Origin of the sequence: Phenylobacterium sp. (assembly GCF_036495085.1) — a bacterium.
Classification (GTDB): domain Bacteria; phylum Pseudomonadota; class Alphaproteobacteria; order Caulobacterales; family Caulobacteraceae; genus Phenylobacterium.
Genome location: NZ_DASXNL010000069.1, coordinates 1 through 22,837 on the forward strand (window position 1 = coordinate 1; position 22,837 = coordinate 22,837).

General features: G+C 66.9%; 18 protein-coding genes. 8 read left to right on the plus strand and 10 right to left on the minus strand.

Annotated elements, in window-relative coordinates; translation table 11 throughout:
- The first annotated feature begins 254 nt into the window (after nucleotides 1-254).
- Nucleotides 255-1,616 (plus strand): HAMP domain-containing sensor histidine kinase, encoded by a 1,362-nt coding sequence (locus tag VGI62_RS08255; protein WP_331503939.1) that lies wholly within the window; start codon nucleotides 255-257, stop codon nucleotides 1,614-1,616.
- Nucleotides 1,613-2,224, plus strand: a complete 612-nt coding sequence (locus VGI62_RS08260) for a response regulator transcription factor (protein WP_331503941.1) — start codon at nucleotides 1,613-1,615, stop codon at nucleotides 2,222-2,224. The genes VGI62_RS08255 and VGI62_RS08260 overlap by 4 nt, the downstream gene beginning before the upstream one ends.
- Before the next feature lie 76 nt (nucleotides 2,225-2,300).
- On the opposite strand, the gene bioD is transcribed toward VGI62_RS08260, so the two are convergent.
- The 4 genes from bioD to bioB are packed head-to-tail and all read right to left on the minus strand — an operon-like array spanning nucleotide 2,301 to nucleotide 6,405.
- Complete coding sequence (gene bioD, locus VGI62_RS08265) at nucleotides 2,301-2,972, minus strand: dethiobiotin synthase (protein ID WP_331503943.1); 672 nt, start codon at nucleotides 2,970-2,972, stop codon at nucleotides 2,301-2,303.
- Nucleotides 2,969-4,120, minus strand: a complete 1,152-nt coding sequence (bioF, locus tag VGI62_RS08270) for an 8-amino-7-oxononanoate synthase (protein ID WP_331503944.1) — start codon at nucleotides 4,118-4,120, stop codon at nucleotides 2,969-2,971. Before bioF ends, bioD begins: the two co-directional genes overlap by 4 nt.
- The gene (locus VGI62_RS08275; RefSeq protein WP_331503946.1) at nucleotides 4,117-5,409 is read right to left on the minus strand and encodes an adenosylmethionine--8-amino-7-oxononanoate transaminase; all 1,293 of its coding nucleotides are present in this window, start codon (nucleotides 5,407-5,409) and stop codon (nucleotides 4,117-4,119) included. Before VGI62_RS08275 ends, bioF begins: the two co-directional genes overlap by 4 nt.
- A gap of 3 nt (nucleotides 5,410-5,412) precedes the next feature.
- Nucleotides 5,413-6,405, minus strand: a complete 993-nt coding sequence (gene bioB, locus VGI62_RS08280) for a biotin synthase BioB (protein WP_331503947.1) — start codon at nucleotides 6,403-6,405, stop codon at nucleotides 5,413-5,415.
- 249 nt (nucleotides 6,406-6,654) lie between these two features.
- Here bioB and VGI62_RS08285 point away from each other — a divergent pair, with 249 nt between their 5' ends.
- From VGI62_RS08285 to VGI62_RS08295, 3 genes are read left to right on the plus strand one after another with little or no spacing between them, the layout of a single operon-like run.
- Nucleotides 6,655-7,899 carry an NAD(P)/FAD-dependent oxidoreductase gene (locus tag VGI62_RS08285; protein ID WP_331503949.1) on the plus strand — a complete coding sequence of 415 codons (1,245 nt, stop codon included), beginning with the start codon at nucleotides 6,655-6,657 and terminating at the stop codon, nucleotides 7,897-7,899.
- A 3-nt stretch (nucleotides 7,900-7,902) separates the two neighbouring features.
- Entirely contained in the window at nucleotides 7,903-8,259 is a 357-nt protein-coding gene (locus tag VGI62_RS08290; RefSeq protein ID WP_331503950.1) for a nuclear transport factor 2 family protein, read from the plus strand.
- A complete protein-coding gene (locus VGI62_RS08295; RefSeq protein ID WP_331503951.1) occupies nucleotides 8,256-9,335 on the plus strand; it encodes a phosphotransferase in 1,080 nt (359 codons plus the stop codon). The genes VGI62_RS08290 and VGI62_RS08295 overlap by 4 nt, the downstream gene beginning before the upstream one ends.
- A gap of 122 nt (nucleotides 9,336-9,457) precedes the next feature.
- Here VGI62_RS08295 and VGI62_RS08300 read toward each other — a convergent pair whose 3' ends face one another.
- Entirely contained in the window at nucleotides 9,458-10,648 is a 1,191-nt protein-coding gene (locus tag VGI62_RS08300; RefSeq protein WP_331503953.1) for an acyl-CoA dehydrogenase family protein, read from the minus strand.
- 282 nt (nucleotides 10,649-10,930) lie between these two features.
- On the opposite strand from VGI62_RS08300, the gene VGI62_RS08305 reads away from it, so the two are divergent.
- The gene (locus VGI62_RS08305; protein WP_331503955.1) at nucleotides 10,931-11,779 is read left to right on the plus strand and encodes a hypothetical protein; all 849 of its coding nucleotides are present in this window, start codon (nucleotides 10,931-10,933) and stop codon (nucleotides 11,777-11,779) included.
- A 25-nt stretch (nucleotides 11,780-11,804) separates the two neighbouring features.
- Here the strand turns inward: VGI62_RS08305 and VGI62_RS08310 are convergent, their stop codons facing one another.
- Nucleotides 11,805-13,412: an AMP-binding protein gene (locus VGI62_RS08310; RefSeq protein WP_331503957.1), complete on the minus strand. Its 1,608-nt coding sequence runs from the start codon at nucleotides 13,410-13,412 to the stop codon at nucleotides 11,805-11,807.
- A 362-nt stretch (nucleotides 13,413-13,774) separates the two neighbouring features.
- On the opposite strand from VGI62_RS08310, the gene VGI62_RS08315 reads away from it, so the two are divergent.
- On the plus strand, nucleotides 13,775-14,350 hold the full coding sequence (locus VGI62_RS08315) for a TetR/AcrR family transcriptional regulator (protein WP_331503958.1): 576 nt from the start codon (nucleotides 13,775-13,777) through the stop codon (nucleotides 14,348-14,350).
- On the opposite strand, the gene VGI62_RS08320 is transcribed toward VGI62_RS08315, so the two are convergent.
- The gene (locus VGI62_RS08320) at nucleotides 14,347-14,988 is read right to left on the minus strand and encodes a TetR/AcrR family transcriptional regulator (RefSeq protein WP_331503959.1); all 642 of its coding nucleotides are present in this window, start codon (nucleotides 14,986-14,988) and stop codon (nucleotides 14,347-14,349) included. The genes VGI62_RS08315 and VGI62_RS08320 overlap by 4 nt on opposite strands.
- A gap of 523 nt (nucleotides 14,989-15,511) precedes the next feature.
- On the opposite strand from VGI62_RS08320, the gene VGI62_RS08325 reads away from it, so the two are divergent.
- Complete coding sequence (locus VGI62_RS08325; protein WP_331503960.1) at nucleotides 15,512-16,894, plus strand: peptide MFS transporter; 1,383 nt, start codon at nucleotides 15,512-15,514, stop codon at nucleotides 16,892-16,894.
- 29 nt (nucleotides 16,895-16,923) lie between these two features.
- Here the strand turns inward: VGI62_RS08325 and VGI62_RS08330 are convergent, their stop codons facing one another.
- The 3 genes from VGI62_RS08330 to VGI62_RS08340 all read right to left on the minus strand — a co-directional run bounded on the left by VGI62_RS08330 (nucleotide 16,924) and on the right by VGI62_RS08340 (nucleotide 22,752).
- The gene (locus tag VGI62_RS08330) at nucleotides 16,924-17,721 is read right to left on the minus strand and encodes an SDR family NAD(P)-dependent oxidoreductase (RefSeq protein ID WP_331503961.1); all 798 of its coding nucleotides are present in this window, start codon (nucleotides 17,719-17,721) and stop codon (nucleotides 16,924-16,926) included.
- A gap of 147 nt (nucleotides 17,722-17,868) precedes the next feature.
- Nucleotides 17,869-19,329, minus strand: a complete 1,461-nt coding sequence (locus VGI62_RS08335; protein ID WP_331503963.1) for a DUF3300 domain-containing protein — start codon at nucleotides 19,327-19,329, stop codon at nucleotides 17,869-17,871.
- A gap of 273 nt (nucleotides 19,330-19,602) precedes the next feature.
- Nucleotides 19,603-22,752, minus strand: coding sequence for an autotransporter outer membrane beta-barrel domain-containing protein (locus VGI62_RS08340; RefSeq protein WP_331503964.1), 3,150 nt, complete (start codon nucleotides 22,750-22,752; stop codon nucleotides 19,603-19,605).
- Nucleotides 22,753-22,837: the final 85 nt, after the last annotated feature.

Consider the following 22,837-nt stretch of genomic DNA (forward strand, 5'->3'; position numbering starts at 1 on the left):
AGGCGCGCCGGCGGCGGGAGCCGAGGCTTGGGCGAAGGCCGGTGCGGCGACTAGCGAAAGCAGACTAACCGACGCGCCCAGGCGTGCGCGCCGCGATGTCGATCCGGCCATAGACGTCCCCTGTTATAAGCTAACAAGGCGAATAGGCTGTGGGACCGGGCGGGCCTATGCCGAGACTTCCCGATTTTCCCGGGAACTCGTTCCCAATTTGCGCCCGCCGGGCCTGAAGGCGCGAGGCTGTGATATCTAAGCCCATGTCGTTGCGCGCACGCGTGGTCACGCTCATCGCCGGGGTCCTCCTGGTCAGCATCCTCCTGGGGACGCTCGTCGCCGGCTACCAAGCGCGGCATGCGCTGAGCGCCGAACTGACCGCCGCGATGAACGGCGCGCGCCAGACCGTCGCCAGCGCGCTCGAAGACCTCCCGCAGTCAGATCATCCCGCGCGCGATCTGCGTCAGCTCGTCGGCACCTTCGATGGCAATCGCCACGTTCGGGCGAGCCTGGTCACAGCCGACGGCGGCGTGGCGCTGGTGTCGCGCACAAAGCCCATCGATCAACCGGCGCCTGCGTGGTTCGGGCTCCTTCTGGGATCACCTCCGAACTCCGTAGAGGTCCCCTTGCCGCCGGCAGCCGTGGGATTCCGCGCAATCACGTTGACGCCGACCGCCGGCATCGACGTCAGCGCGGCGTGGCGCGAGTTCATCGGTATCGTGGCGGTGCTTTTAGGGTGCGCGGCGATCGGGCTCGTGCTGGTCTATTTGGTAATCGGCGCCGCCTTCCGCCCGCTCCACGCACTTGCCGCGCAGTTCGGGCGGATCGGGACAGGCGACTACAGCGGTCGTGTCGCGGAGCACGGGCCCTCGGAACTGCTGAGCCTTCAGCGAGGCTTCAACCAGATGGCGTCGGAGCTCGCCACGACCACGGAGCGCAACCGCCAACTGGGCGACCAGCTCCTGACGATCCAGGAGGAGGAGCGCGCCGACATCGCCCGCGACCTGCACGACGATATCGGGCCGCACCTGTTCGCGGTGAACATGGATGCTCAGATGATCGCCCAACTGAGCGACGCGGGGCGTCCCGACGCTATTCGCGAACAGGTCCGATCGATTCAGGCGGCCGTAACGCACATGCAACGCCAGGTGCGCGCCGTCCTGGAAAGACTGCGTCCGGCGCGCATAACGGAACTGGGCCTGAACGCGGCGATCCTAGACCTTGTGCGCTTCTGGACCCTTCGGCGGCCGGAGATAGCCTTCAACGTCGTGCTGCTGGAGGACGAAGCGCAGCTTGGCGAGGCGACCAAAGATGTCGTCTATCGGGTGGTGCAGGAAGCGGCCAACAACGCCGTACGCCACGGCGACCCGAGGGCCGTTTGGATTTCTTTCGAAGTCGATGAGGCGCGGGTCCTGAGCGTTCGCGTGATCGACGACGGCCCTGGCCGCGGCGCTACCACCTCCGGAGCGGGACTGGGACTCATCGGCATGCGCGAACGCGTCACTGCGCTGGGAGGTCTCCTGTCCTTCGGCCCGAACCCGGGGACTTCGGGCTGGACGACCACCGCCACCCTGAGCCTGGACGCGCCGACCGTCGGCCGTCCCTTGGCGGCGGTGAACCCATGAGAATCCTGCTTGTCGACGACCATGCCATCGTCCGCACCGGCCTTCGCAAACTGCTCGCCATGGTCTCGGATGCGGAAATCCTCGAGGCGAAAACGGGACGTGAAGCTCTGGCGATCGCCAAGGCGCAGACCCTCGACATGATTATCCTCGACCTCAACCTCCCCGAGCTCGGCGGCCTCGAACTCCTCAACCGCCTGCGCCAGGGCGGCCCCACGCCCATCCTGGTGCTGAGTATGCACGCCGAACCGATCTATGTGACCCGCGCGCTGGAAGCCGGCGCCCAGGGCTATATGAGCAAGAATGCGACGCCCGACGAACTCCTCGTCGCCATCCGGCAGGTCGGCAGCGGCGGCAGGTACGTCGAGCAGGAGATCGCCCAAACCCTGGTGCTATCGACGGCGCAAGCGGCGTCACTGGCTCAGCTTGCCCCGCGTGACCTGGAGATCCTGCGACTCTTGGCAGCCGGCAAGAGCTTGGGTGAGATCGCCGAGGCCCTAGGCCTCGGCTACAAGACGATCGCCAACAATTGCACCTTGATCAAAGCGAAGCTGGGTGTGACCAAGACCGCGGACCTCCTGCGCCTGGCTCTGGAGGCCGGAATGTCCTGAGGGCCGCTCTGCCCTCCGCTCCCATGCCGATGTTCAGGCCGCGCGCTACAGCAGCTGTCGCTCAAATCTGACTGATCTACAGCGCTTCGTATAAGCGCGGGGGCCAGTCCGTGAGATCATCGAGAGGCGCGCCGAACACTGGTGCGTCCCTCGCGAAGGCCTGCACCTCGCAAAGTGTCTCCAGGAACGCCGGCGCCTCCGGGTCGCGGCTCTGGCTGACCACCACGCCGGCGACCGTCAGGCCATGGGCCCGCGCGGTCTCGAGGGCCGTAAGGGTATGGCTGATTGATCCGAGATAGGAGCCCCCCACGAGCACCACCGGGAATTTGAGCGCTCCCATCAGATCAAGTCCCGTCGCCGCCTCGGCGATCGGCGACATCAGCCCGCCGACCCCTTCGATGACGAAGAAATCAGCGCATGACTGCGCGGCGCGGGCCGCGCAGTAATCGGCGATCGCCGGGAGGGAAAGGTCGCGCTGCTCCAACCGCGCCGCCATGGGTGGGGCCAGCGGTGCTGTAAACCGCCACGGGGTTATCCCCTCAAGAGCCTCGTGGGTCAGTGGCAGTCCCAAGGCCCGCAGCAACCGACCTGGATCGCTGTCGATCCAGTCATCCGGATCGAAACCGCTGGCCACAGGCTTTAAGGCCTCGACGCTGACGCCCGCGGCGAGCGCGGCCTGGACGAGCCCACAGGCGACGAAGGTCTTGCCTACATCCGTGTGGGCCCCGGCGACAAAGACGCGCTTCATCGCGCCAGCCAGGGTCGCACGGCCTCGACCAGGCGCTCGATCGCCGTTTCGGGGTGGCCCGCGGTAAAGGCGACCCGAAGCCGGGCCGTGCCCTCCGGCACCGTCGGCGGGCGGATCGGAACCACGAGCAGGCCCTGCCCTTCCAGTTCGGCCGCCGCAGCCAGCGCAGTCCCGGCGCATCCCAGGATGATCGGAACCACTGCGCTCTGGGCCTCGGGAAGTGTGAGCGCCGCCGTGAACCTTCGCGCCTTGGCCAGAGGGGCCGCGACGCGATCAGGCTCACAAGCGATGATATCCAGCGCCGCGACCGCGCCTGCGACGCAGGCCGGCGGTAGGCCCGTCGTGTAGACGAACGTCCGCGCGCGCATCTTGATCAGGGCGATCGCGGCCTGGGTGGCGCAGACGTAGGCGCCGTAGCCGCCGATGGCCTTCGAGAGGGTGCCCATGTGCAGGTCGACGCGGGCGTCGGGGAACAAGCGCGCCGTTCCCGCGCCGCCCCCCAGCACGCCCAGGCCATGGGCGTCATCGACCAGCAACCACGCGTCGTGGGCCCGGGCGACCCGGCTGATCTGATCCAGGGGCGCCACGTCACCGTCCATGGAAAAGACGCCATCGGTGGCCACCAGAGCACTGCGGACACTCTGCCGCACCGCCGCCAGCTTCGCTTCCAGGTCGACCACGTCGTTGTGGCGGAAGTTGATGACCTGGGCGCCGGAGAGCTTGGCGCCGCTCCAGATGCAGGCGTGGGCCAAGTCGTCGATCAATACGACGTCGCCTGGACCGGCGAACGTCGGAATGATGCCGGCGTTGGCAAGATACCCAGACCCGAAGACGCAGGCGGCCTCTGCGCCCTTCAACGCAGCCAGACGGGCTTCCAGCTCCATGAACAGAGGATGGTCGCCGGTGACCAGGCGCGAGGCTCCGGCCCCCGTCCCGTAGCGTTCGATCGCTGCGATGGCGGCGGCCTTGACCGCCGGATGATGCGACAGGCCGAGGTAGTCGTTGCAGGAGAAGGACACCATGCGTCGGCCGCCCCGCTCCAGCCAAACGCCGTCAAGGCGATGGGTTGGTTTCGGCGTCCGCGCCAGGTTCTTTGCCGCCAGGCTGTCTATTTTCGCCTGCGCATAGAGGGTCAGGGTGTCGGTCAAGACGTCACCGTCGCGGGAAGGCCTACGACCCTCGCCACCGCGCGGGTCAGCTTCGCAAGCTCGGCGTCGGTGACGACGAAGGGCGGGCAGAGGTAGACCACGCGACCCATCGGCCGGATCCAGACGCCCTCGTCGGCGAAGCGGCGACAGAGTTCGCTCACGGCGACGGGGCCCGCGAACTCGACCACGCCGATGGCGCCCAGGACCCGCACGTCGACGACGCCGGGCCCGCTACGGCAAGAGGCGAGGCCGTCAGCCAGGCCGGTGGCGATCCTCGCCACGTCGGCGCGCCACTGGCCGGTCTGGAACAGGTCCAGGGAGGCGTTGGCGGCGGCGCAGGCCAGGGGGTTTCCCATGTAGGTGGGCCCGTGCATCAGGGCTGCGCCCGGGTCATCCGACCAGAAGGCGTCAAAAACCCGGGTCGTCGCGATAGCGGCGGAAAGCGGCAAGGTCCCGCCGGTGAGGGATTTCGACAGGGTCACAATGTCCGGAACAACTCCGGCCCCCTCGCACGCGAAGAGGTCGCCCGTCCGGCCGAACCCCACGAAGATCTCGTCGAAGATCAGCAGGATCTCGTGGGCGTCCGCCAGCCGCCGAAGCCGGCGCAACACCTCGTCGTCGTGGAATAGCATGCCGCCCGCGCCCTGCACCCGGGGTTCGACGACGATAGCGGCGATATCCTGGCCCCTGTCGGCCAATAGCCGGTCCAGCTTGGCTTCGGACTCCTCATCGATAGGCAAGTCCGCGATGTATTGGGCTGGCATGACGCCGGCGAAGAGGCTGTGCATCCCCTCGTCAGGATCGCACACGGTCATCGTGGCCAGGGTGTCGCCGTGATAGCCGCCTTGGAAGGCCAGGAAGCGGCTGCGTCCGTGGACGCCTCTGTTGATCCAGTACTGGACCGCCATCTTCATCGCGATCTCGACCGAGACCGAGCCGGACTCCGCGAAGAACACGTGATCGAGATCGCCAGGGAGCAGGTCCGCCAGGCGTGCAGCCAAGCGATAAGCCGGCGCATGGGCCAGGCCTCCAAACATCACGTGCGGCGCGATGTCGAGTTGCGCCTGCACGGCGGCGCGGATGTGGGGGTGGTTGTAGCCGTGGCAGGCGGTCCACCAGGAAGCGATGCCGTCCACCAACTCTCGGCCGTCAGCCAGGATGAGCCGCGCACCCTCGGTGCGCGCCACAGCAAGTGGCGGCGGCGCGGTCTTCATCTGGCAATAGGGCCGCCAGACATGGGCAGCGCCGGTTGTCAGCCAGTCGGGCTCGCGCCCGGGATCGGCGCTCACGGTCTAGCCCGCGCTCGCCATTGTCATCGGCCGCATTTTCAGCTCGCTCAGCAAGGCCTCGTCGCTGCTGCGCCCGGGGTTGTTGGTGGTCAGCAGTCGCGCGCCCACGAAGATCGAGTTAGCGCCGGCCAGGAAACAGAGGCTTTGAAGCTCGCGGCTCATGTGCTCTCGGCCGGCTGCGATCCGGACCACCGACTTTGGGCAGACAAGGCGCGCCACCGCGATCATCCGAACGAATTCCAGTCCATCCACAGGCTCGGAGCCGCCCAACGGCGTGCCGGGAATCGGCATCAGGTCGTTGATCGGCACACTCTGCGGATGCTCGGGAAGGATCGCCAGTTGATGAAGGAGCCCGGCTCGGTCAGCCCGCGTCTCGCCCATGCCGACGATTCCGCCGCAGCAGGTCGCCATGCCGGCCTCGCGCACCGCCGCGAGGGTTTCGAGCCGGTCCTGGTAGGTCCGGGTGGTGACGACCTGATCATAGTAGTCGGGACCGGTGTCGAGGTTGTGGTTGTAGAAGTCGAGACCGGCGGCCTTCAGAGCCCGAGCCTGATCGAGACTCATCATGCCCAGTGTGGCGCAGGTCTCCAGGCCGAGGGCTTTCACCCCGGCGATCATGGCGACGAGCTTCGGGAGGTCGCGGTCCTTCACGTCGCGCCAGGCCGCGCCCATGCAGAACCGCTGCGCCCCGCCGGCCTTGGCCTCGGCGGCCTGGGCGATGACGGCGTCCGGCTCCATCAGCTTCGAGGCGGTCGTAGCGGTCTTGAAGTGCTGCGATTGGCTGCAATAGCCGCAGTTCTCCGGACAGCCGCCGGTCTTGATGGACAGGAGCTGGGAGAGCTGGAGTTCCGCCGGGTCGAACCACCGCCGGTGAACCTCGGCCGCGCGGAACACCAGCTCGGTGAACGGTAGCTCGAACAACGCTTCCACCTGCTTCAGCGTCCAGTCGTGGCGAGGCTGAGCAAGGTCGTGGAAGGATTGGACGGGCGAGTTCATGGGCCGATTCCTTTTAGATCGACCGCCTTAGACCGTAGAGCTTTGTGATCCGCAACTTCACCGCAGGGGTGAGGGCGGCGACAAGGGCGTACGCTTTGGGAACGGGGCTGCTGATGCAGCCGTCGGCGCCCACGTTGGTGGCGAACAAACGCGCGTGAACACGCGCGTCGCTGCAGTCCGCGTTGAGTTCACTGAAGGAAGCGTCCTAGCGTGCGCTCATGGGCCGAGCCGGCCCCGGGAGGCGGACGGATGGCGCGCTACGACCTGTGCATTGTGGGCGGCGGGATCGGCGGGTCGGCGCTTGCGACCGTAATGGCGCGGGCCGGCCGCTCGGTGCTGCTGCTGGAAGCCGCGGAGGTCTTCGAGGACCACGTACGGGGCGAGTGGATCGCCCCGTGGGGCGTTACAGAGACCAAGCGCGTCGGGCTCTACGACCTCCTCATGGGCGCCGGCGGGCACCACGTGGGCCGCCACGTCACCTATGACGAGAGCCGCGCGGCCGAGGTCTCCGAGGCGCGCACCCTGCCGCTTAGCATCTTTGCCGAAGGCGTGCCGGGGCCGTTGTGCCTGGGCCACCCGCGGCATTGCCAGACCCTCTTCGACGAAGCCAAGGCGGCCGGCGCGGATGCGCGGCGCGGCGTAAGTGTGACGGCCCTGCGGCTGGGCGATCATCCCGGCCTGACGTTCGAACAGGACGGCCAGGCCGTGGAGGTCGAGGCGCGGCTGATCGTGGGCGCCGATGGGCGCACCTCGCAGGTCCGCGAGGCGGCCGGGATCAGGCTGCACCAGGATGCGCCGCACCACTGGTTCGCGGGCCTCTTGATCGAAGGCGCCGACAACTGGGATCCGGATCTGCAGGCGATCGGCACCGAGGACGACTTCGGCTTCCTGGCCTTTCCGCAGGGCGACGGACGGGTGCGGATCTACGGTGGCTATGCGCTGGACGAGGCCAAGCGGTTCCGCGGGCCTGACGCTTCGCGCCGGTTCCTGGATACCTTCGCGATGCGCAGCGCGCCAGGCAACCAGGCGCTGGTGGCCGGCCGGCCGGCGGGGCCGCTGCACAGCTACATCAACGCCGATTCCTGGACGGATGAGCCCTTTGCGCCAGGCGTGGTGCTTGTAGGCGATGCGGCGGGCTGGAACGACCCGATCATCGGGCTTGGGCTCTCAATCACCTATCGCGACGTGCGGATCGTGAGCGAGCTCCTGAAGGGCTCCGAGGACTGGGAAGCAGCGGGGCTGTTCCAGCCCTACGCCGAGGAGCGGGCCGAGCGGATGCGCCGTCTGCGCTTCGCCGCCGGCCTCCAGGCGGGCCTTGATATGGAATTCGGCGAGGCGGCGAAGGCTCGGCGCCGGCGCCACTTCGAGGTGGCCGCGTCCGACCTGACACTGAGCATCCACAGCGTGGCGGTGATGGCCGGGCCGGAGGCGGTGCCGGCCGAGTACTTCACGCCGACGCACCGTGAGAGAGTGTTGGGCCGAGCGGAGGGCTGAACCATGACCCAAGATGAGATCGCCGCCTACAACGCCGACTGGCTCAGCGCCTGGACCGCGAAGGACGTCCCGCGGCTCTGCGCCTTCTACGCTGAGGACTGCGTCTACAAGGACACCCAGACCGTGACAGGCCTGCAAGGCCGCGCGGCGCTGGAGGAGTATCTGAAGAGCCTGTTCGCCGCGACGCCCGCCATGACGTACACGCCCGACCAGACGTGGCCGCTCGCAGGCGGGTTCTGCGGGCGCTGGTACTGCGAGATCGCAGGCGTATCCGGGCGACTGCGCGGCTTTGATCTGGTTATGCTGAAGGGGCGTGAGATCGTGCTCAACGAGGTCTACGTCCACCAGCTCCCCGCATGATGGCCCCTGACATCCGGCGGCCGGACGCCATCGATGCCGATTGGCTGACGGCCGTGCTGCAGGGCGCGGGCATCGATGCGGTCGTGGAGAGCTTCACCGCTAAGGCGGTTGGTACGGGCCAGATCGGCGACAGCGTGCGGTTCCGGCTCGCCTACGCCCGGGGCGGGGAGATCGCGCCTGCTTCGCTCGTGGGCAAGTTTCCCTCAGCGGATCCCGACAGCTTCCAGACGGGTGTGATGCTGGGCAATTACCACCGCGAGGTGATGTTTTACCGGGAGCTGGCGGCGGACGCCCTGATCCACACGCCGAACAGCCTGTTCGCCGACATCGAGCCGGCCCGTGGTGAGTTCGTGCTGATGATGGAGGACCTGGCGCCGGCCGAGCCCGGCGACCAGCTGAAGGGCGTGAGCCTGGACCAGGCCCGGCTGGTGATGGACGAAGCGGCCAAGCTGCACGCCTCCCATTGGGCCGATGCCAGTCTGGACGAGCTCTCCTGGGTGTCAGGCTCGAAGGCTGCGCCGCCCAGCCAGGCGACGCCGGATCTGGTGAAGACCCTTTGGACCGGCTTCCGGGCGCGTTACGCCGAGCGGCTCAAGCCCGACTGGATCGGCGTCGGCGAACAGGTGGTGGGCCGCTTCGGCGCCCTGGTGGAGGGCCATTCGGGCCCGCGCTGCCTGACCCACAACGACTTTCGGCCCGACAACATGATGTTCGCGACCGCGGCGGGCGGGCATGCGGTGACGACACTGGACTGGCAATCCTTCGCCTACGGGAATGGGGCCACCGACGTCGCCTATTTCCTGGCGGGAGCGCTTCCGCCGGAGGTGCGGCGCGCGCATGAGCCGGAGCTGCTGGACCGCTACCTGGCCGGTCTGACGGCGCATGGGGTGACGGGCTACAGCCGCTCGGACCTGGCCCACGACTATGGCCGGGGCGGATTCCTACTGTTCATGACGGCGTTCTTCGCGGCCATGGTGGTCAAGCAGACCATGCGCGGCGACGACATGTTTATGCAGATGCTGGGGAGCGCCTCACAACACATCCTGGAACACGACGCGCTGGCGTCACTGGGCTAGTCACCGGCGATCGGGCGAATCGAAGCGCTGATGGGGCGGCATCAGCTTGTCGCGTTCGTTCGCGAAGCTCTCGAAAGCGAGGACGGCGCCGGGAAAACGACGCCGAGAGTCGGCTGCAACGATCAGGTTTGCGGATCTGGCAGTCCGAGAATCCGCTTGGCGATAATGTTGTTCTGAATCTCGTAGGAGCCCGCGTAGATCGTCGTCGCCTTGCCGGCCAACCACTCGCGGACAGCGCTGATCTCGTAGCCGTTGAATCCATCCCCGCCGCCACCCAGCCCCTGGGCGCCCATCAGCTCGACAAGCAATTCCGCACGCTCCTGGCTGATCTTCGAGGACACGTTTTTCAGGATCGAGGTGGCCGCGCTAGGGCCGCCGGTGGTGGCGTTCGCCGCCACCCGCTGCATCGTCAGGTCAAAGGCGCGGCGCTCCATCAGGTGGTGGGTCAGGCGAGTACGGAGATCCGCATCCGTCAGCCGCCCATGCGGATCGACTCCGACGTAATCGCGGGCGACCGCCTCGATGGCGCGGCTGTCGCCGGCGCGCACCGGTGCATCCTCGCTGCGCTGCCGCTCGTACTGCAAGAGCCGTTTGCCGACGGTCCAGCCTCCGTTCAGGGGGCCCACAAGATTGTCCTTTGGGACGTCCACGTCCTTGAAAAAGGTCTCGCAGAACGGCGACGCCCCAGAGATCAGGCGGACCGGCCTCACCTCGATCCCCGGCGTCCTCATGTCGATCAGCAGAAAGCTGATGCCCTCATGCTTCCGGCTCGAGTCCGTCCGCACCAGGCAGAAACACCAATCGGCGTAATGGCCCCCGCTCGTCCATAGCTTCTGGCCGTTAACCCGGAAACGGTCGCCCAGATCCTCCGCACGGGTCTGAAGCGACGCCAGGTCGGACCCCGCGTTGGGCTCTGAATAGCCCTGGCACCAACGCGTTTCGCCCCGGGTGATCCGCGGGATGTGCTCCAGCTTCTGAGCCTCGGTCCCGAACTCGAGCAGGGTCGGGCCAAGCATCCGCACACCCATGGTCCAGCCGATCGGGTTCCAGCCCCCGGCGCGCCGGATCTCCTCGCGCACCACCCGCGCCTCGTCCCGGTTGAGCCCGCCGCCGCCGTAGGCCTTTGGCCAGGTGGGTGTGCCCCAACCGAGACCGCAAAGCGCATCTCGCCAGGTGCGGAAGTCCGGTTCGTCGAGGTCCCGCTCCCCCATCAGCGGCGCGCGCCCGCGAAGGCTGGGCGGGAAGTTGCTTTCCACCCAGCCGCGGGCTGCGCTGCGGAACGCGGTCAGGCTGTCGGAAGGTTCGGGCGCCATCGGGGTCGAATGCTCGGGTTCAAGGGACGCGGATCATAAAGTGGTTGTCAGGGCCTATCGTCAGTTGGTGCTATCGTCAATTATCGAAGGTAAGGGGCTTTTGGACCAGCACGCCCCGACATTGTCACGGCAATTTGAGGTATGTATTGGTGTCCTGTTCAGGAGATTGCAGCCCTGGGAAACCTACGCTACCGGACGGGTCTTCCACGACGCCGATAGCCATGTGATGAACTTCGAAGAGATGATGGGTGCGGCCTGAACCGCACCTGCAGGGAGGACGAGATGACTGAAGCTGTCGACGCGGCCGAACTGGTCGGCGAATTTCGCACACCTCGGAACGCCTTCCAGGAGGCGCCGGGCTCCATCCACAACGACGCCGTCGCCTCGAAGCTGGGGTTCAAGGGCGGCACCGTCCCAGGCTCGGTCCACATGGACCAGTTCGTGCCGCAGATCCTGGCGACCTATGGCCAGGACTGGTTCGGGACCGGCAATATGTCGCTCTACTTCACCCAGGCCACCGTCGACGCTGAACAGGTGCGCGCAGTGCTGGCGCCGGGCGCGGAGCGAGCGGAGCTGCGGATGTACAACGAGGCTGGCGACCTGATCTGTCGCGGCACCGCCAACCTTGACGCCCATGATCCCCGCTCAGAGCTCGAAGTCCGCATGGCCCAGCAGCGGCCGGCGGGCGAGGGGGCGCTGCGCATCCTGGCGGAAATCGCGCTGGGCGAGGAGCAGGCCGGTATCCCGCTGCGGGTCGACATCGAAGCGCTGGACAAAGCGCTCGAGAAGATCACCGAGCCGAACGACCTCTATGCCAAGGACCACGTCCTGCCGCCGTCGCACGCCATCAAGCTGTCACACCAGGTGCGCCCGGTGGTGCTGAAGAAGGTCAAATCTTCGGTGGGCCTGTTCGGCGCGCTTGAGGTCCGCCACCTGAAGGGCCCACTCAAAGCGGGACGCAACTACCTGGGCCGCACCAAGATCCTGAAACTGACCGAAAGCCCCAAGGCTGAAGCCGCCTGGTACGACGTCTTCATCACCGACGCCGAGTCCGGCGAAGAGGTGGCCGTCGTCCGCTACATGCTGCGGTTCATGAAAGCCTCCTCGCCGCTCTGGACTGAGGCGGCCTGAGGCGAAGCCAAGTTCGCGGCGGCTCTCAGATCTGCCGCGAGCGGCCGGCCCAGTAGGGCGCGCGCACCTTGTTGCGCTGGATCTTGCCGGCCTCGCTGCGCGGAAGCTCCGTCACGAAGTCGACGCCGCGAGGAACCTTGAACTTCGCCAGGTTGGCCGCAGCGAACGCCAGGATCTCGGATTTCAGGGCGTCCGACGGGGCGACCCCCGCCTTGAGTTGGATCACCGCCCTCACCTCTTCGCCCCATTCGTCGTGCGGCACGCCGACGGTGCAGCTGTCCTCGACGGCCTCGTGCTTGATCAGCTCGTTGTCGACCTCCTGCGGGTAGATGTTCACCCCGCCCGCGATGATCGTTTCTGCGTTGCGCCCGGTGAGAAACAGGTAGTCGTCCTCGTCAAGGTAGCCGACGTCACCCATGGTGAAGTAGCCGTCGCGGCGGTTGCTGTCGGTCTTGCCGGCGTCCTTGAAATATTCGAATCCGCCCTGCTGGGCGAGGCTGAGATATATGTCGCCCGGAACGTTGGGCGGGCACTCTTCGCCGTTGTCGTCGAGGATTTTTGCGGCTTCGCGGAACGGTCGCCGGCCCACGGTGCCAGGCTTCGTCAACCATTCCTCGGAGCCGACCACAAAGCCAACGCCGCCTTCAGAGCCGGCGTAGTACTCGTTGAGCACAGGCCCCAGCCAGGCGATCATCGCCTGCTTCACCTCCGGCGGGCAGGGCGCCGCGCCGTGGGTGATCCGGCGGATCGAGCTCAGGTCGTACTTTCCCCGCACCTCACGCGGCAGCGCCAGCAACCGCTGGAACATGATCGGGACGAAGTGGCCGCGGGTGACCCGCCGCTCCTGGATCGTGCGAAGGGTGAGTTCGCTATCCCAGCGGTCCATCATGACTGTCGGAATGCCGTTGATCAGGGCTCGGCGGATGTCCCCGGCCATCGGCGAGGCATGGTAGGCGGGCCCAGTGCAGATGTGGACGTCACTGGCGCGGTCATAGGTCGAGTCGTAGCCGGGAACCGGCGCGTTCGGCTTATAGACACCCTTGGGACGGCCTGTCGTGCCGGAGGTATAAAGCATGGTCGAGCCGCGCTCCGGATCGGCGATATCCGACCCATCGATCTCCGTCATCGCGGTGTCGAAGTTGACGAAGCCCGACAATGCTCCGCCGATCGAGACCTTCACGGCCAGCCCGTCGCACATCGCGCTCGCCGCCTCCGAGGTCGGCACTCGCACATCTGCGAACAGAGCCTTGGCCTCGCAGTCCTTGACCACGTAGGCGATCTCTTCGGCGGTCAGGTGCCAGTTCACCGGCGTCATCCGCAAACCGCAGCGAAGCGCGCCGAACAGCACATCGGCAAACTCAAAGCGGTTTGTGCAGAGCAGCGCAATCGCATCGCCCGCCCCCAGGCCGTGGAGACGCAAGAGCCGCGCGACGCGGTTTGCGTTGGCGTTCAGATCCGCAAACGTGTGCGTTCGCCCGCCGACCTCATAGACGGCGACCTTCTCCGGCTCCAGATCGGCCCATACGGCCGGCGCCATGCCGACGGCGATGGCCGCGTTAAGTCTGGTCACCACCTCGGCCTGCGGGATGTCGGCGATCATCGTGCGGCCTCCATAGGTCATCGTCGTCGTCATATTGGCGTCGTCGTCAACAGGCTCAAGGGAGGAAGTTCCGCGCGCAGATAACCAGGATAAGCGTGGTGACGTAGCGGCGATAGCCTGGCGAAGCTGTGTGCTCCACAGCCGGCGGGCTCCCGGGAAGACCAGGCGCAGCAGGCTCTGCCACGATGTCACCTCCGGTGGGCGCGTGCCGCAAGCGCTGCACACGAGGGCTTGTCGGAAGCAATTGGTGCTGTTGTCACTATAATGGGCGGCCAAATCAGGCCGGTCAAGCGCTTGGGTGATCGCGGCCGCGGTAGCTTGCCTGAGGAGGGGCGGGCGGGCACAACCCCAATTGGATGGACACCGCTCTCTCAAATACCGGAAAACGCACCCGGATGTCGCCGGACGTTCGGCGCGGCCAGATCATCACCGCCGCCGCGGCCGTGACGCTTGAGCAGGGCTACCTGCCGCTGCCCACCGATCGCCTGGCCGAGCGCGCCGGCGTCTCAAAGGCGCTGGTCTACGCCTACTTCCCCACCCAGCACGATCTCGCCAACGCGGTCCTGGAGCGGCGCTTTACGGCCCTGGCGGCGGCCGGCATTGAGGCTGCATCCCTGGCCAGCCCGCTTAGCGTGGCGGCCCTCGAGACTGCGCGGATCTACTTCGAGGACGTCGCCGGGCACGGCCCCCTGATCCATGTGATCCTGCGCGACCACTTCATGCTCGGTCGCGTGGACCGACGGCTGGCGGCCGTGCGCGACCGCGTCGTGCGCAACCTCGCCCGCGCCGCGCGCCGGTCGCTGCGAATGCCGGCCCGCGAGACCGTCACGGCGATCAACATGATCATCACCATTCCGGAACAGGCCGGACGTCTTGCCCACAGCGGTGAAATGGAGCCCGGACGGGCGCGCGCGCTTTGCGCCCAACTGATCACCAGCAGCGTTGACGCGCTGACGCCGCGCGACGACTAGGCAGGCGCACGGCCGCGCGCCCTCGCCGCGGCGGCCAGGCTGCGGTTGCCGGCAGTGACGATCGCCAGACTCAAGCGCTCGGCGACCTCCAGCGAGACCCTGTGCTCAGCCAGCAGGCGCCCGGCCCGCAGGCAAACCGCCGTCAGGATCACCGTCGCGCCGTGCGCGGTGTCCGCCTCCACGCCGTAGCGGCTGTTAAGACGCTCGGTCATGCGCCGTCGTGCTGACCCTGTCTGGACCTGTCGTTCGGCGCGCAACCCCGCGCGAACCTCGGGGCTGTTCAACAGCACCTGGATCAGGGCGCCGCGCTCGGCCACTTGGCGCAGGTAAGCGACGGTCGACAAAGTCACCCGGGTCAGGTTGTCGTGCGCCCGCTCGACCTCGGTTTCCCGCACCGCATTCATCGCCTCGAGCTCGCGCCGGGCCAGCGCCAGCAAAAGGTCCGCGCGGCGGCTGAAATGATTGTGCGCCTGGGCCTCGCTGATCCCGACTTCGCGCGCCACCCGCTTCATGGTGGCTGCATGGAGGCCCTCCCTGGCGATAATCTGGGCCACGGCGTCGACAAGCTGCTCGCTGCGCGCCGAGCGGGCCAGACGCGTACGTGGCCGCCGCGAGCCCGCCCGCTCGCGGGAAAACACGATAGGTTCTTCGGGGAGTTCCGGCGCGGGGGGAAGGACAGGCCGGGCGCTCCGCCGTACTGCGTCTGCCTTCGACCAATAGCCGCGTCCCGGATAAGGTATCAGCAGGCGGTCACAGATTTTCGCCAACCCGTTACGCGAGAGCGACAAGTCCTGGGCGATTGCGGCCAACGGCTTTGACCAGACCAAGTCAAAAAGCGCCCGCCGGGTCATCGATATCGGTGCTGCAGCATTCTTTGGCATGGCGTCGGTGACTGTCACGAAGCCAACCTACTCGCGCCTCGATCAAACCGGAAGCGCAGCCAAATCCGGCAGTTCCCAGGGCAGGCGTTCCGCAGCATCAGCCGAAAGAAAATCACTAAGCGTCGCCAGGAGCGGAACGTCCAAAAACAGTGTGAATTCCAAGTTGCCGTCTGATCGGACCTCGAAGGTGATTACCTAGACTTTCCCCAAATATCGTTGCTATTCCATCATTCGCGCGAATGGTCTGTCGTCGTGTGTCTTGAATCAAGATCGGGTGGGCATGGCGATAGACAGCAGTCTTGCAATTCCGACGGCTGAGCGCCGGACATTCGGACACCCGACGGGACTTATTCCCCTGGCCGGCACGGAACTCTGGGAGCGAATTTCCTTCCACGGGATGCTTGCGCTTCTCACGTTATACCTTGCCGAGCAGCTGCTGCGTCCGGGACACGTGGAAAAGGTCGTCGGCTTCCCCGTCTTTAGGGCGATGATCGAAGGCGTCACCGGCCCCCTCAGTGTCCAGGCGCTGGCCGCTCAGATTTTCGGCCTCTACATCGGCTTCATTTACTTCACGCCGATCTTCGGTGGATTCATCGGGGACCGTTTGATCGGCCGCAAGAATGCAGTGATCCTCGGTGCGGCCCTGATGACCTGCGGCCATCTCGCTATGGCCTTCGACCAGTCCTTCCTTGTGGCGCTACTGCTTCTGATCCTGGGCGCGGGGTTCCTGCGGGGGAATCTGATCGCTCAGGTCGGACGGCTCTATGCCTCAGGGGATTCGCGACTGGCTTCGGGCCTGCAAATCTATGTGGCCATGGTCAACACCGGAGGCTTCATCGCCCCCATCATCACCGGCCTGCTCGGCCAGACCTGGGGCTGGCACTTCGGTTTCGGGTTCGCCGGCTTCGGAATGCTGGTCGGGCTGGCGACTTATCTCCTGGGATCGAAATACATCCCGGACGATCCGCCCCGGCGGGGCGCCCTTGAAAGTCCACCGCTAACGCGCGCGGAATGGCGGACGATTGCCTTCCTGATCGGGCTGCTGCCGGCGTTGACGCTCTACTGGATCGTCAATTCCCAGCAATGGAATGTCTACAACATCTGGACCCGAGACCACGTGAACATGGTCGTCTTTGGCTGGCAGATGCCCATCGCCTGGATTCAGTCCCTAGGCAGCATCATCTGCGTGGGGCTGGTCCCGCTGGTTCTGACCATCTGGGACTGGCAACTTAGGATGGGGCGCGCTTTCAGTGACATGGGGAAGATGGCTTTCGGCTGCGCCATTATGGCGGCCTTCACGCTGCTGGACGGCGCCGCGAGCTGGATCTTCGGCGCCCAGGCGAAGATCCCGCTGATCTGGGTGATCATGGACAATTTTGGCCAGTCGTTCGGCTACCTGTGGGTCGTGCCGGTAGCCATCGCCTACTACACCCACACCGCTCCAAAGAAGGTGAACGCCATGATGGTCGGCGTCTATTACTTGTCGATCTTTGCGGGGAGCCTGATCAGCGGGCGCCTGGGCGGCATGTACGAATCTGTCTCGCCCACGGCCTTCTGGGGCCTTCATGCGGGCATCGTTGCGGTGGCAGGTGCGATCTTTGCCGGGCTTGCGATGTCTGGCGTCGCCAGGCAGTTCGTGCCCGTGCACAGCGGGCAAGTCTAAGCTCAGGACGCCCCGTCCGCCGGTCAGCCTCAGAGCGCGAACGAAAACCCGCCGTTGACGGGATAGACCTGCCCGGTGATCCAGCTGGAGGCGTCCGAGGCCAGGAAAAGCACCATGTTGGCTATGTCGTCCGGACGGCCGGGGCGGCGGATGATGTATTTCTCCAACGTCCGTTTCAGCCGGTCCGGATCGCCTTGGAGCGTCTGCTGCACCGCAGGGGTCTCCGTCAGAGCGATGGCCACCGAGTTGGCGGTGATCTGGTAGCGACCGAGCGAGCGGGCCACCGAGCGCATGAAGCCGGCGGCGCCGGCCTTGGCGCCGGCGTAGATCTCCAGGCCGGCGTCACCCCAGCGGCTGGCGTCGGAAATGATCGTGACGATGCGGCCCGGCGCCTGGCGCTCCAGCATGCCTGGGATCACCGCGGCGGTGCAGTTCATCACTCCATAGAGGTTCACGCCGACATAGCTGTCCCAGACTTCGGGGCCTGTCTCCCAGAAGGGCTTGCGCAGTTCGGCCGAAGGATTTGCGCCGGCGTTCCCCGCGTTGTTCACCAGCACGCCGATGGACCCCAGCTCCGCGCTTGCCTTGGCCACCATGGCTTTGACCGCTGCGTGGTCGGAGACGTCGCACTGAGCGGCGACGGCCTTGCCGCCTGCGGCGCGCACCTCCTCGGCCACAGCCTCGGCGCGGTCGAGTACGTAGTCGTTGACCACGACGCCGCCGCTGCCGGCCGCGCCGCCCAGATGCAGCGCGATTTGCCGCCCGACGCCCTGCCCGGCGCCGGTCACGAGGGCGACGCGTCCGCCCAGGTCAAGAATGTCGCTCATGAATTCTCTCCGTCACCGCTCACCGGGCCATCATGCGCAGTCCTTCGGTCCAAGGCCAAGCCTGCGCAGAACGGCGCCTGGCGTTCAGGCGGCGCTGACCGCGATCCGTTTCAAGTCAGGTCGGCTCGTCGACACCGCCGGTCGGAGTCAGCGACGGCCGCCCCGACCGCCGCCGCCGCCGCGGTGTCCGCCCCCACCGCCGCGCCCGGCAGAGTGGCCGCCATAGCTGGAACGACCTCCGCTGTGGCTGGATCGGGCGCCGGCGGAGCTGGAGCGGCCTCCGCTATGACTTGAGCGCCCTGCGCCATAACTCGACCCGCCGGTTCCAGCATGACTGCCGCCATAGCTCGAACGCCCGCCGGCGTGTTGGGCAGTGTGAGTGCGCCCGCCGGCGCTACTGATGCCGCCGACCCCACCGGCTCCGCCGACCCCGCCACGGGATCCGACGCCACCGACGCCGCCGACGCCACCAGCGCCGCCGACCCCACCACGGGATCCCACGCCACCAACGCCACCGACGCCACCCCCCGCGCTGCCGACACCGCCGCGGCCACCGACGCCACCGACGCCACCCACGCCACCCGCGCCGCCCACGCCTCCGCGACCACCGGCCCCGCCGCGCCCGCCAAAGTCAGCAGGTCGTTGTGCGACGCGGCCTGGGTTCCCGACGGGCCCGCCACCCGGGCGGTTCACGCCGCCGCCGGGCCGGTTGTTGTTCGCACGCCAGTTGCCGTTCGTGCCGCCGTTCCAGCGGCCGCCGCTGATGTTGTTGTAGCGGTTGACGTTGACGTTGACGTTTCCATAGCCCCAGCCTGGCCGCGCCCAGCCCCATAGGCCGGCGGTGATCGCCACGCCGACCCCGAAGGCGATCCCGGTCGCGAGCGCCGCACCGGGATAGTAGCCGTACGGATAGGGGTAATAGGCCGGTGGATAAGCGGAATAGGGCCACGCGCCGTAGACCACGCCCGGATTGTAGCTCGGCACATATACGACCTCTGGGTTCGCCGACTCGATGACGATGGTCTGCGACGGCGTGCCGGCCGGCGCGGCTTCGCCCGCGGGCGGAGGCGGTGTAGGCTCGGTGACGACCTTGATCTGCTCGTTGGACTTCAGGTGCCCGGCGTCCACGGACTTGCCGCGCAGGCGCTGGACGGAATTCAGCACGTCAGGCTGCTGGACTTCCATGGCGTAACCGATCTGCCGGGTCCAATCGAGGTGCTTGTCCAAGGTGTCCAGCACCTGCGGGAACGGCACGAGCGACTTCACCGAAGGGTCCCAGGGCTTCGATTTCAGCGCCGCTTCGAGATCCTTTCCCTTCAGCGCCTTGTGATTATTTTCGGCCAGCCAGCGGTTCGCGGCGACGATGTCCGCCGGGTTGGTCGTGGCCATCAGCGTCTGGGTCAATAACTCGTCGGGATAGAGCGCGATCTGCGCCAGCATCGCGTCAAGCTGCTCGTCGGTGAAGGCTTCGACCGTGTTTCCAGCGGCCGCCCCGACCGGGTGCGCCGGCGCTTGCGGCGCGGGAGCGGGCTGCGTCCAGGCGATCTCGGGATAGGTGCCGAACAGGAAGATCGCCGACGTCGCCAAGTGTAGGAAGGTTCGTGCCATCTTGCTGCACTCCGCGCGCCGGCAGGACTGCGGCGTGCGCGGGCGTGGCCCATTCCGCAGCTCTTCATCCCTCTGCCGCGGACAGTGGTGCGCCAAAGCTCGACCGGCCATAGGGTCTAACCCTACGGAGGCGCCGGGGAGCCTCCGTAGCGTGGGGCCCTGGGGCGGCCGCGCCTCGCGGCGGCTTAAGCTGTGGTTCGGACGAGCAGGACCTTGCAGGCCCCGGCGGGACAGAGGCGATGGACGCCCCTGCCCCGGAAACCCGAAGCGCTGCTAGAACTGTACGTGGGCGGCGAGGCGAAGATCGTAGATCGCCAGGCTGTCGCGTGCTTCGGCGCCGGCTTCCATGGCGAAGCCGGCAGAGCCGTTGTCGCCCTTCACCGAAATGCGAGCGGCCGCGCCCTGTCCGGAGATCTCATCGGCGTGCAGCACGAAGTAGTCGCCGCCGGCGGCGAAGCGGGCCGTGGTGTCGCCGAGCGTCTCGGCGGCGACGCCCTTGTAGCCGACCAGGATTTCGGGGCCCCACCAATTGTCGGGGCCGTATGTCGCGCCGACGGCGACGCCTGCGAAGGCCGCCAGCCGCGAACTGGTCCGCGACTTGACGGACAGGTCCATGCCGTCGCCGCCGCCGCTCTCGGTGTAGGATTCCTCCGTCAAGGCGATGTAGTCGAGGGTCGCCTGAGGCCGCACATAGTAGTGACCGAGGCGCTGTTCGTAGCTGACCATTCCATGGGCGTTGAAGCCCCAGGCGGGCCAGTCGGCATCGGCAGTGCGCAGGACCGCCAGACCGTCGCCGCCCAGCACCGCGATCACCCGCTTGCTGGTCACTTTCATATAGTCGCCGCCAAGTCTCACGTTGGCGGAGAAGCCGCCACGGCTGGCGCGCCAGTAGATGCCGGCGTCCATCAGCGTCGAGTGCAGATCCTCTGCGCTGTCGACGTCGTCGGGATAGATCTGATTGGTGCTGATCCCAAGCGTGGCGCCCAGGATGCCGAACCGCTCGCGCGGAAGCTCGTAGCCGCCGACCAGGCCGAGGCTCCAGCCCCTGTAGCCGGGCACATCCGTCTTGCCGTCAGCGAATATCCCGAGGCCGGTCTCCTGCAACCAGAAGCCGCCGCCCAGCGGGTCGCGCCGGTCGTCGATCGGCCGCGAGAACGCGCCGATACTGGCCGCGGCGATGTTGAAAATGCTGCCCGAATGGTTGGGCAGCAGCTGGTTGTAGAGGCTGATCAGGCCCGCGCGGTCGGTTTGCGCGAGCAGCGCTCCTGTGATGCCCGGGTCCCTGCCGATGTTCTGGATCAGCGGCAGGTAGGCGTCGGCTGTTGTCGCCGGCAAGTTCAGTTCGGCGGCGGTCTTGAGCACAAGCGTCGCGCTCACGGTGCCGGCGGTCGTGTCGGTCGTCAGGCTGGAATTGTAGAGGAAGGGTACGGAGCCCAGGAGGCTTGAGTCGATCGTGCCGGCCGTCAGGTGGTCGGCGCGGATCAGGGTGTAGGTCGCGCTGGTCTGCAGGAGGTCCGCCAGCCGCACGCCGATCTTGGCGCCGCCGGCGATGCTCGCCGTTCCGGCGACGTCCAGCTTGGTGGCCATGCCCGCTACGGGATCGGCGGTGAAGATCAGGCTGGAGCCGGAACCGAGCGTGAGGCCGGTCAGCGACAAGTGGCTCGCGGTCTGCATCTGCAGCGTGCCCTGGCCGACGGAAAGCGCCAGGGTCCCGCCGCCGGCGGTCAGTGCACCTTTGACCGTCGCGCCGCCGTCGATGGTCAAGCTGTTCGCGCCGGCGCCCAGATCAAGGTCGCCTGTGAGAGATCCCGCAAGGATTTCGACGCGGTCTGCGCCGGAGCCCAGCAGCACCGAGCCCGTAATCGAAGGCAGGGTCACCCCGCCGCTTACGTCGCTCTGCAGGATGTGGATCCCGGTCGTATTCGCCGACAGGTCCATGGCGATCGCTCGGCCGGTAACCGCCTGCGTCGTGTCGGTAATGGTCCGCGTGGCGCTGATCGTGCGAATGTTCTCGATCTCAACAAGCGTGCCGGACTTGTCGACGATGGCGATCGCGTCGGCCTTCTGGCCCGCCACCGTGGCCGAGAGGTTCGAGGCGTTCTGCAGCGCCTGCGCAGTGGCGCCGGCTTCGATATCCAGGGCGCGGGCCGAAGCGCCCGCCGCATCGGAGCTCATGACCGCGGTAAGGGAGCCTTCGTTGCGAATGACCGGCGCTGACACCCCTGAGTTCAACTGCAGGGCCGTGGCGCCTGCCGCAAATGCCGTCGCCCCGACTGTGCCGGTGATACGAATGCCATCGCCCGTCGTGACCGCTCCGCCTCCCGGTACGCCGAGCTGGATCGCCGTGGCGCTGATGCCGTCGTAGACGCCGGCGCCAAGCACTGATCCCTTGATCTCGATCCCGAAGGCGTCAGCCCCCGTTCCGACGTCCCCGATGTGGACGTCACGGCCAGCTGCGCCGACGATCAGCGCAGGGGCGGCGGCGGAGGAGGTGATGGCGCCAACGACGCTGGTCACCGTGCCGCTGGAATCGGTGGTGCTGGTCGAGTCGACCAGGATGCCTCCGCCGACACTGCCGCCCACGGTGACGGTCGGTCCGCCTTGCTGGAGGTCGTCGGCTACGAGGCGGCCAAGGAAGGTGGGGTCGGTGCTGCGGGTCGTGTAGCGATAGCCGGTCGAGGTCACGGTGCCGTTGATATACAGCTGGCCGCCCACGTCGCCGCCCAACGCTATCGCCTGCACGCCTTGCCCGCTGGTCGCGAGAGTCCCGCCCACCGTGACGCCGCCGGTAACGGTCCCGGTGGTCCGCAGGCCAACGCTGTTGGACCCGGTGAGGGTCAGGGTCCCCAGCTGCCCGATCGAGCCGTTGAGGTTCGTCTCGACTGAGATGCCGAAGGAGTTGTTGCCGGCGACCGTAACCACCCCGCTTGCCGCGTTGGTGATCGATCCCGTGAAATCGCCGGGCCCAACCACACGCACGCCGAATCGATTGGTCCCCGTGGCGAAGGGGCCGTGGATGATCCCGTTGGAGTCGGTCGTCGTTGGAGAGGACTCGCTGACCGTAAGGGTGGCGCTGTTGGTCACCGACCCGGTGTGACCGCCGTTGACCAATATGCCAGTGGCGTTGTCGACATTCTGGAACTGGATGACGCCGGAATTGCTGACGGCGTTGTTGCTGTCGATGGTCACGGCAGTGCCGGATGCGGGCTTGATGGTGCCGCTGGTGGTGATCGTGATGTCGCCGCTGGTCGAGGTCGCAAGCGGCGCCGTGGTTTCCGAGCCGATCGTCGTCTGGGCAAGCGCCTGGCCGGCCCAGATCAAAGCCGTGAGGCTGACCAAGGGCGGCCCGAATCGCAGGAATCCCGTCCGGCGCCGGCCGAGCCGCGGCGTCGTGGCGACGTTCGGTGAATAATACTCGGTCATTTACTTAAGTTCCTCACGACCGGTCGATCGATTGAGCATGATTGTGTCGAGGGGATGGCTCCGCCCTGTGGATATCTTGTGGGGC

Coding starts and splice junctions, on each gene's coding strand:
- VGI62_RS08255 (WP_331503939.1), top strand. CDS start 255: ATGTCGTTGCGCGCACGCGTGGTCACGCTCATCGCCGGGGTCCTCCTG.
- VGI62_RS08260 (WP_331503941.1), top strand. CDS start 1,613: ATGAGAATCCTGCTTGTCGACGACCATGCCATCGTCCGCACCGGCCTT.
- bioD (WP_331503943.1), bottom strand. CDS start 2,972: ATGAAGCGCGTCTTTGTCGCCGGGGCCCACACGGATGTAGGCAAGACC.
- bioB (WP_331503947.1), bottom strand. CDS start 6,405: ATGAACTCGCCCGTCCAATCCTTCCACGACCTTGCTCAGCCTCGCCAC.
- VGI62_RS08285 (WP_331503949.1), top strand. CDS start 6,655: ATGGCGCGCTACGACCTGTGCATTGTGGGCGGCGGGATCGGCGGGTCG.
- VGI62_RS08290 (WP_331503950.1), top strand. CDS start 7,903: ATGACCCAAGATGAGATCGCCGCCTACAACGCCGACTGGCTCAGCGCC.
- VGI62_RS08295 (WP_331503951.1), top strand. CDS start 8,256: ATGATGGCCCCTGACATCCGGCGGCCGGACGCCATCGATGCCGATTGG.
- VGI62_RS08300 (WP_331503953.1), bottom strand. CDS start 10,648: ATGGCGCCCGAACCTTCCGACAGCCTGACCGCGTTCCGCAGCGCAGCC.
- VGI62_RS08305 (WP_331503955.1), top strand. CDS start 10,931: ATGACTGAAGCTGTCGACGCGGCCGAACTGGTCGGCGAATTTCGCACA.
- VGI62_RS08310 (WP_331503957.1), bottom strand. CDS start 13,412: ATGACGACGACGATGACCTATGGAGGCCGCACGATGATCGCCGACATC.
- VGI62_RS08315 (WP_331503958.1), top strand. CDS start 13,775: ATGTCGCCGGACGTTCGGCGCGGCCAGATCATCACCGCCGCCGCGGCC.
- VGI62_RS08325 (WP_331503960.1), top strand. CDS start 15,512: ATGGCGATAGACAGCAGTCTTGCAATTCCGACGGCTGAGCGCCGGACA.
- VGI62_RS08330 (WP_331503961.1), bottom strand. CDS start 17,721: ATGAGCGACATTCTTGACCTGGGCGGACGCGTCGCCCTCGTGACCGGC.
- VGI62_RS08335 (WP_331503963.1), bottom strand. CDS start 19,329: ATGGCACGAACCTTCCTACACTTGGCGACGTCGGCGATCTTCCTGTTC.
- VGI62_RS08340 (WP_331503964.1), bottom strand. CDS start 22,752: ATGACCGAGTATTATTCACCGAACGTCGCCACGACGCCGCGGCTCGGC.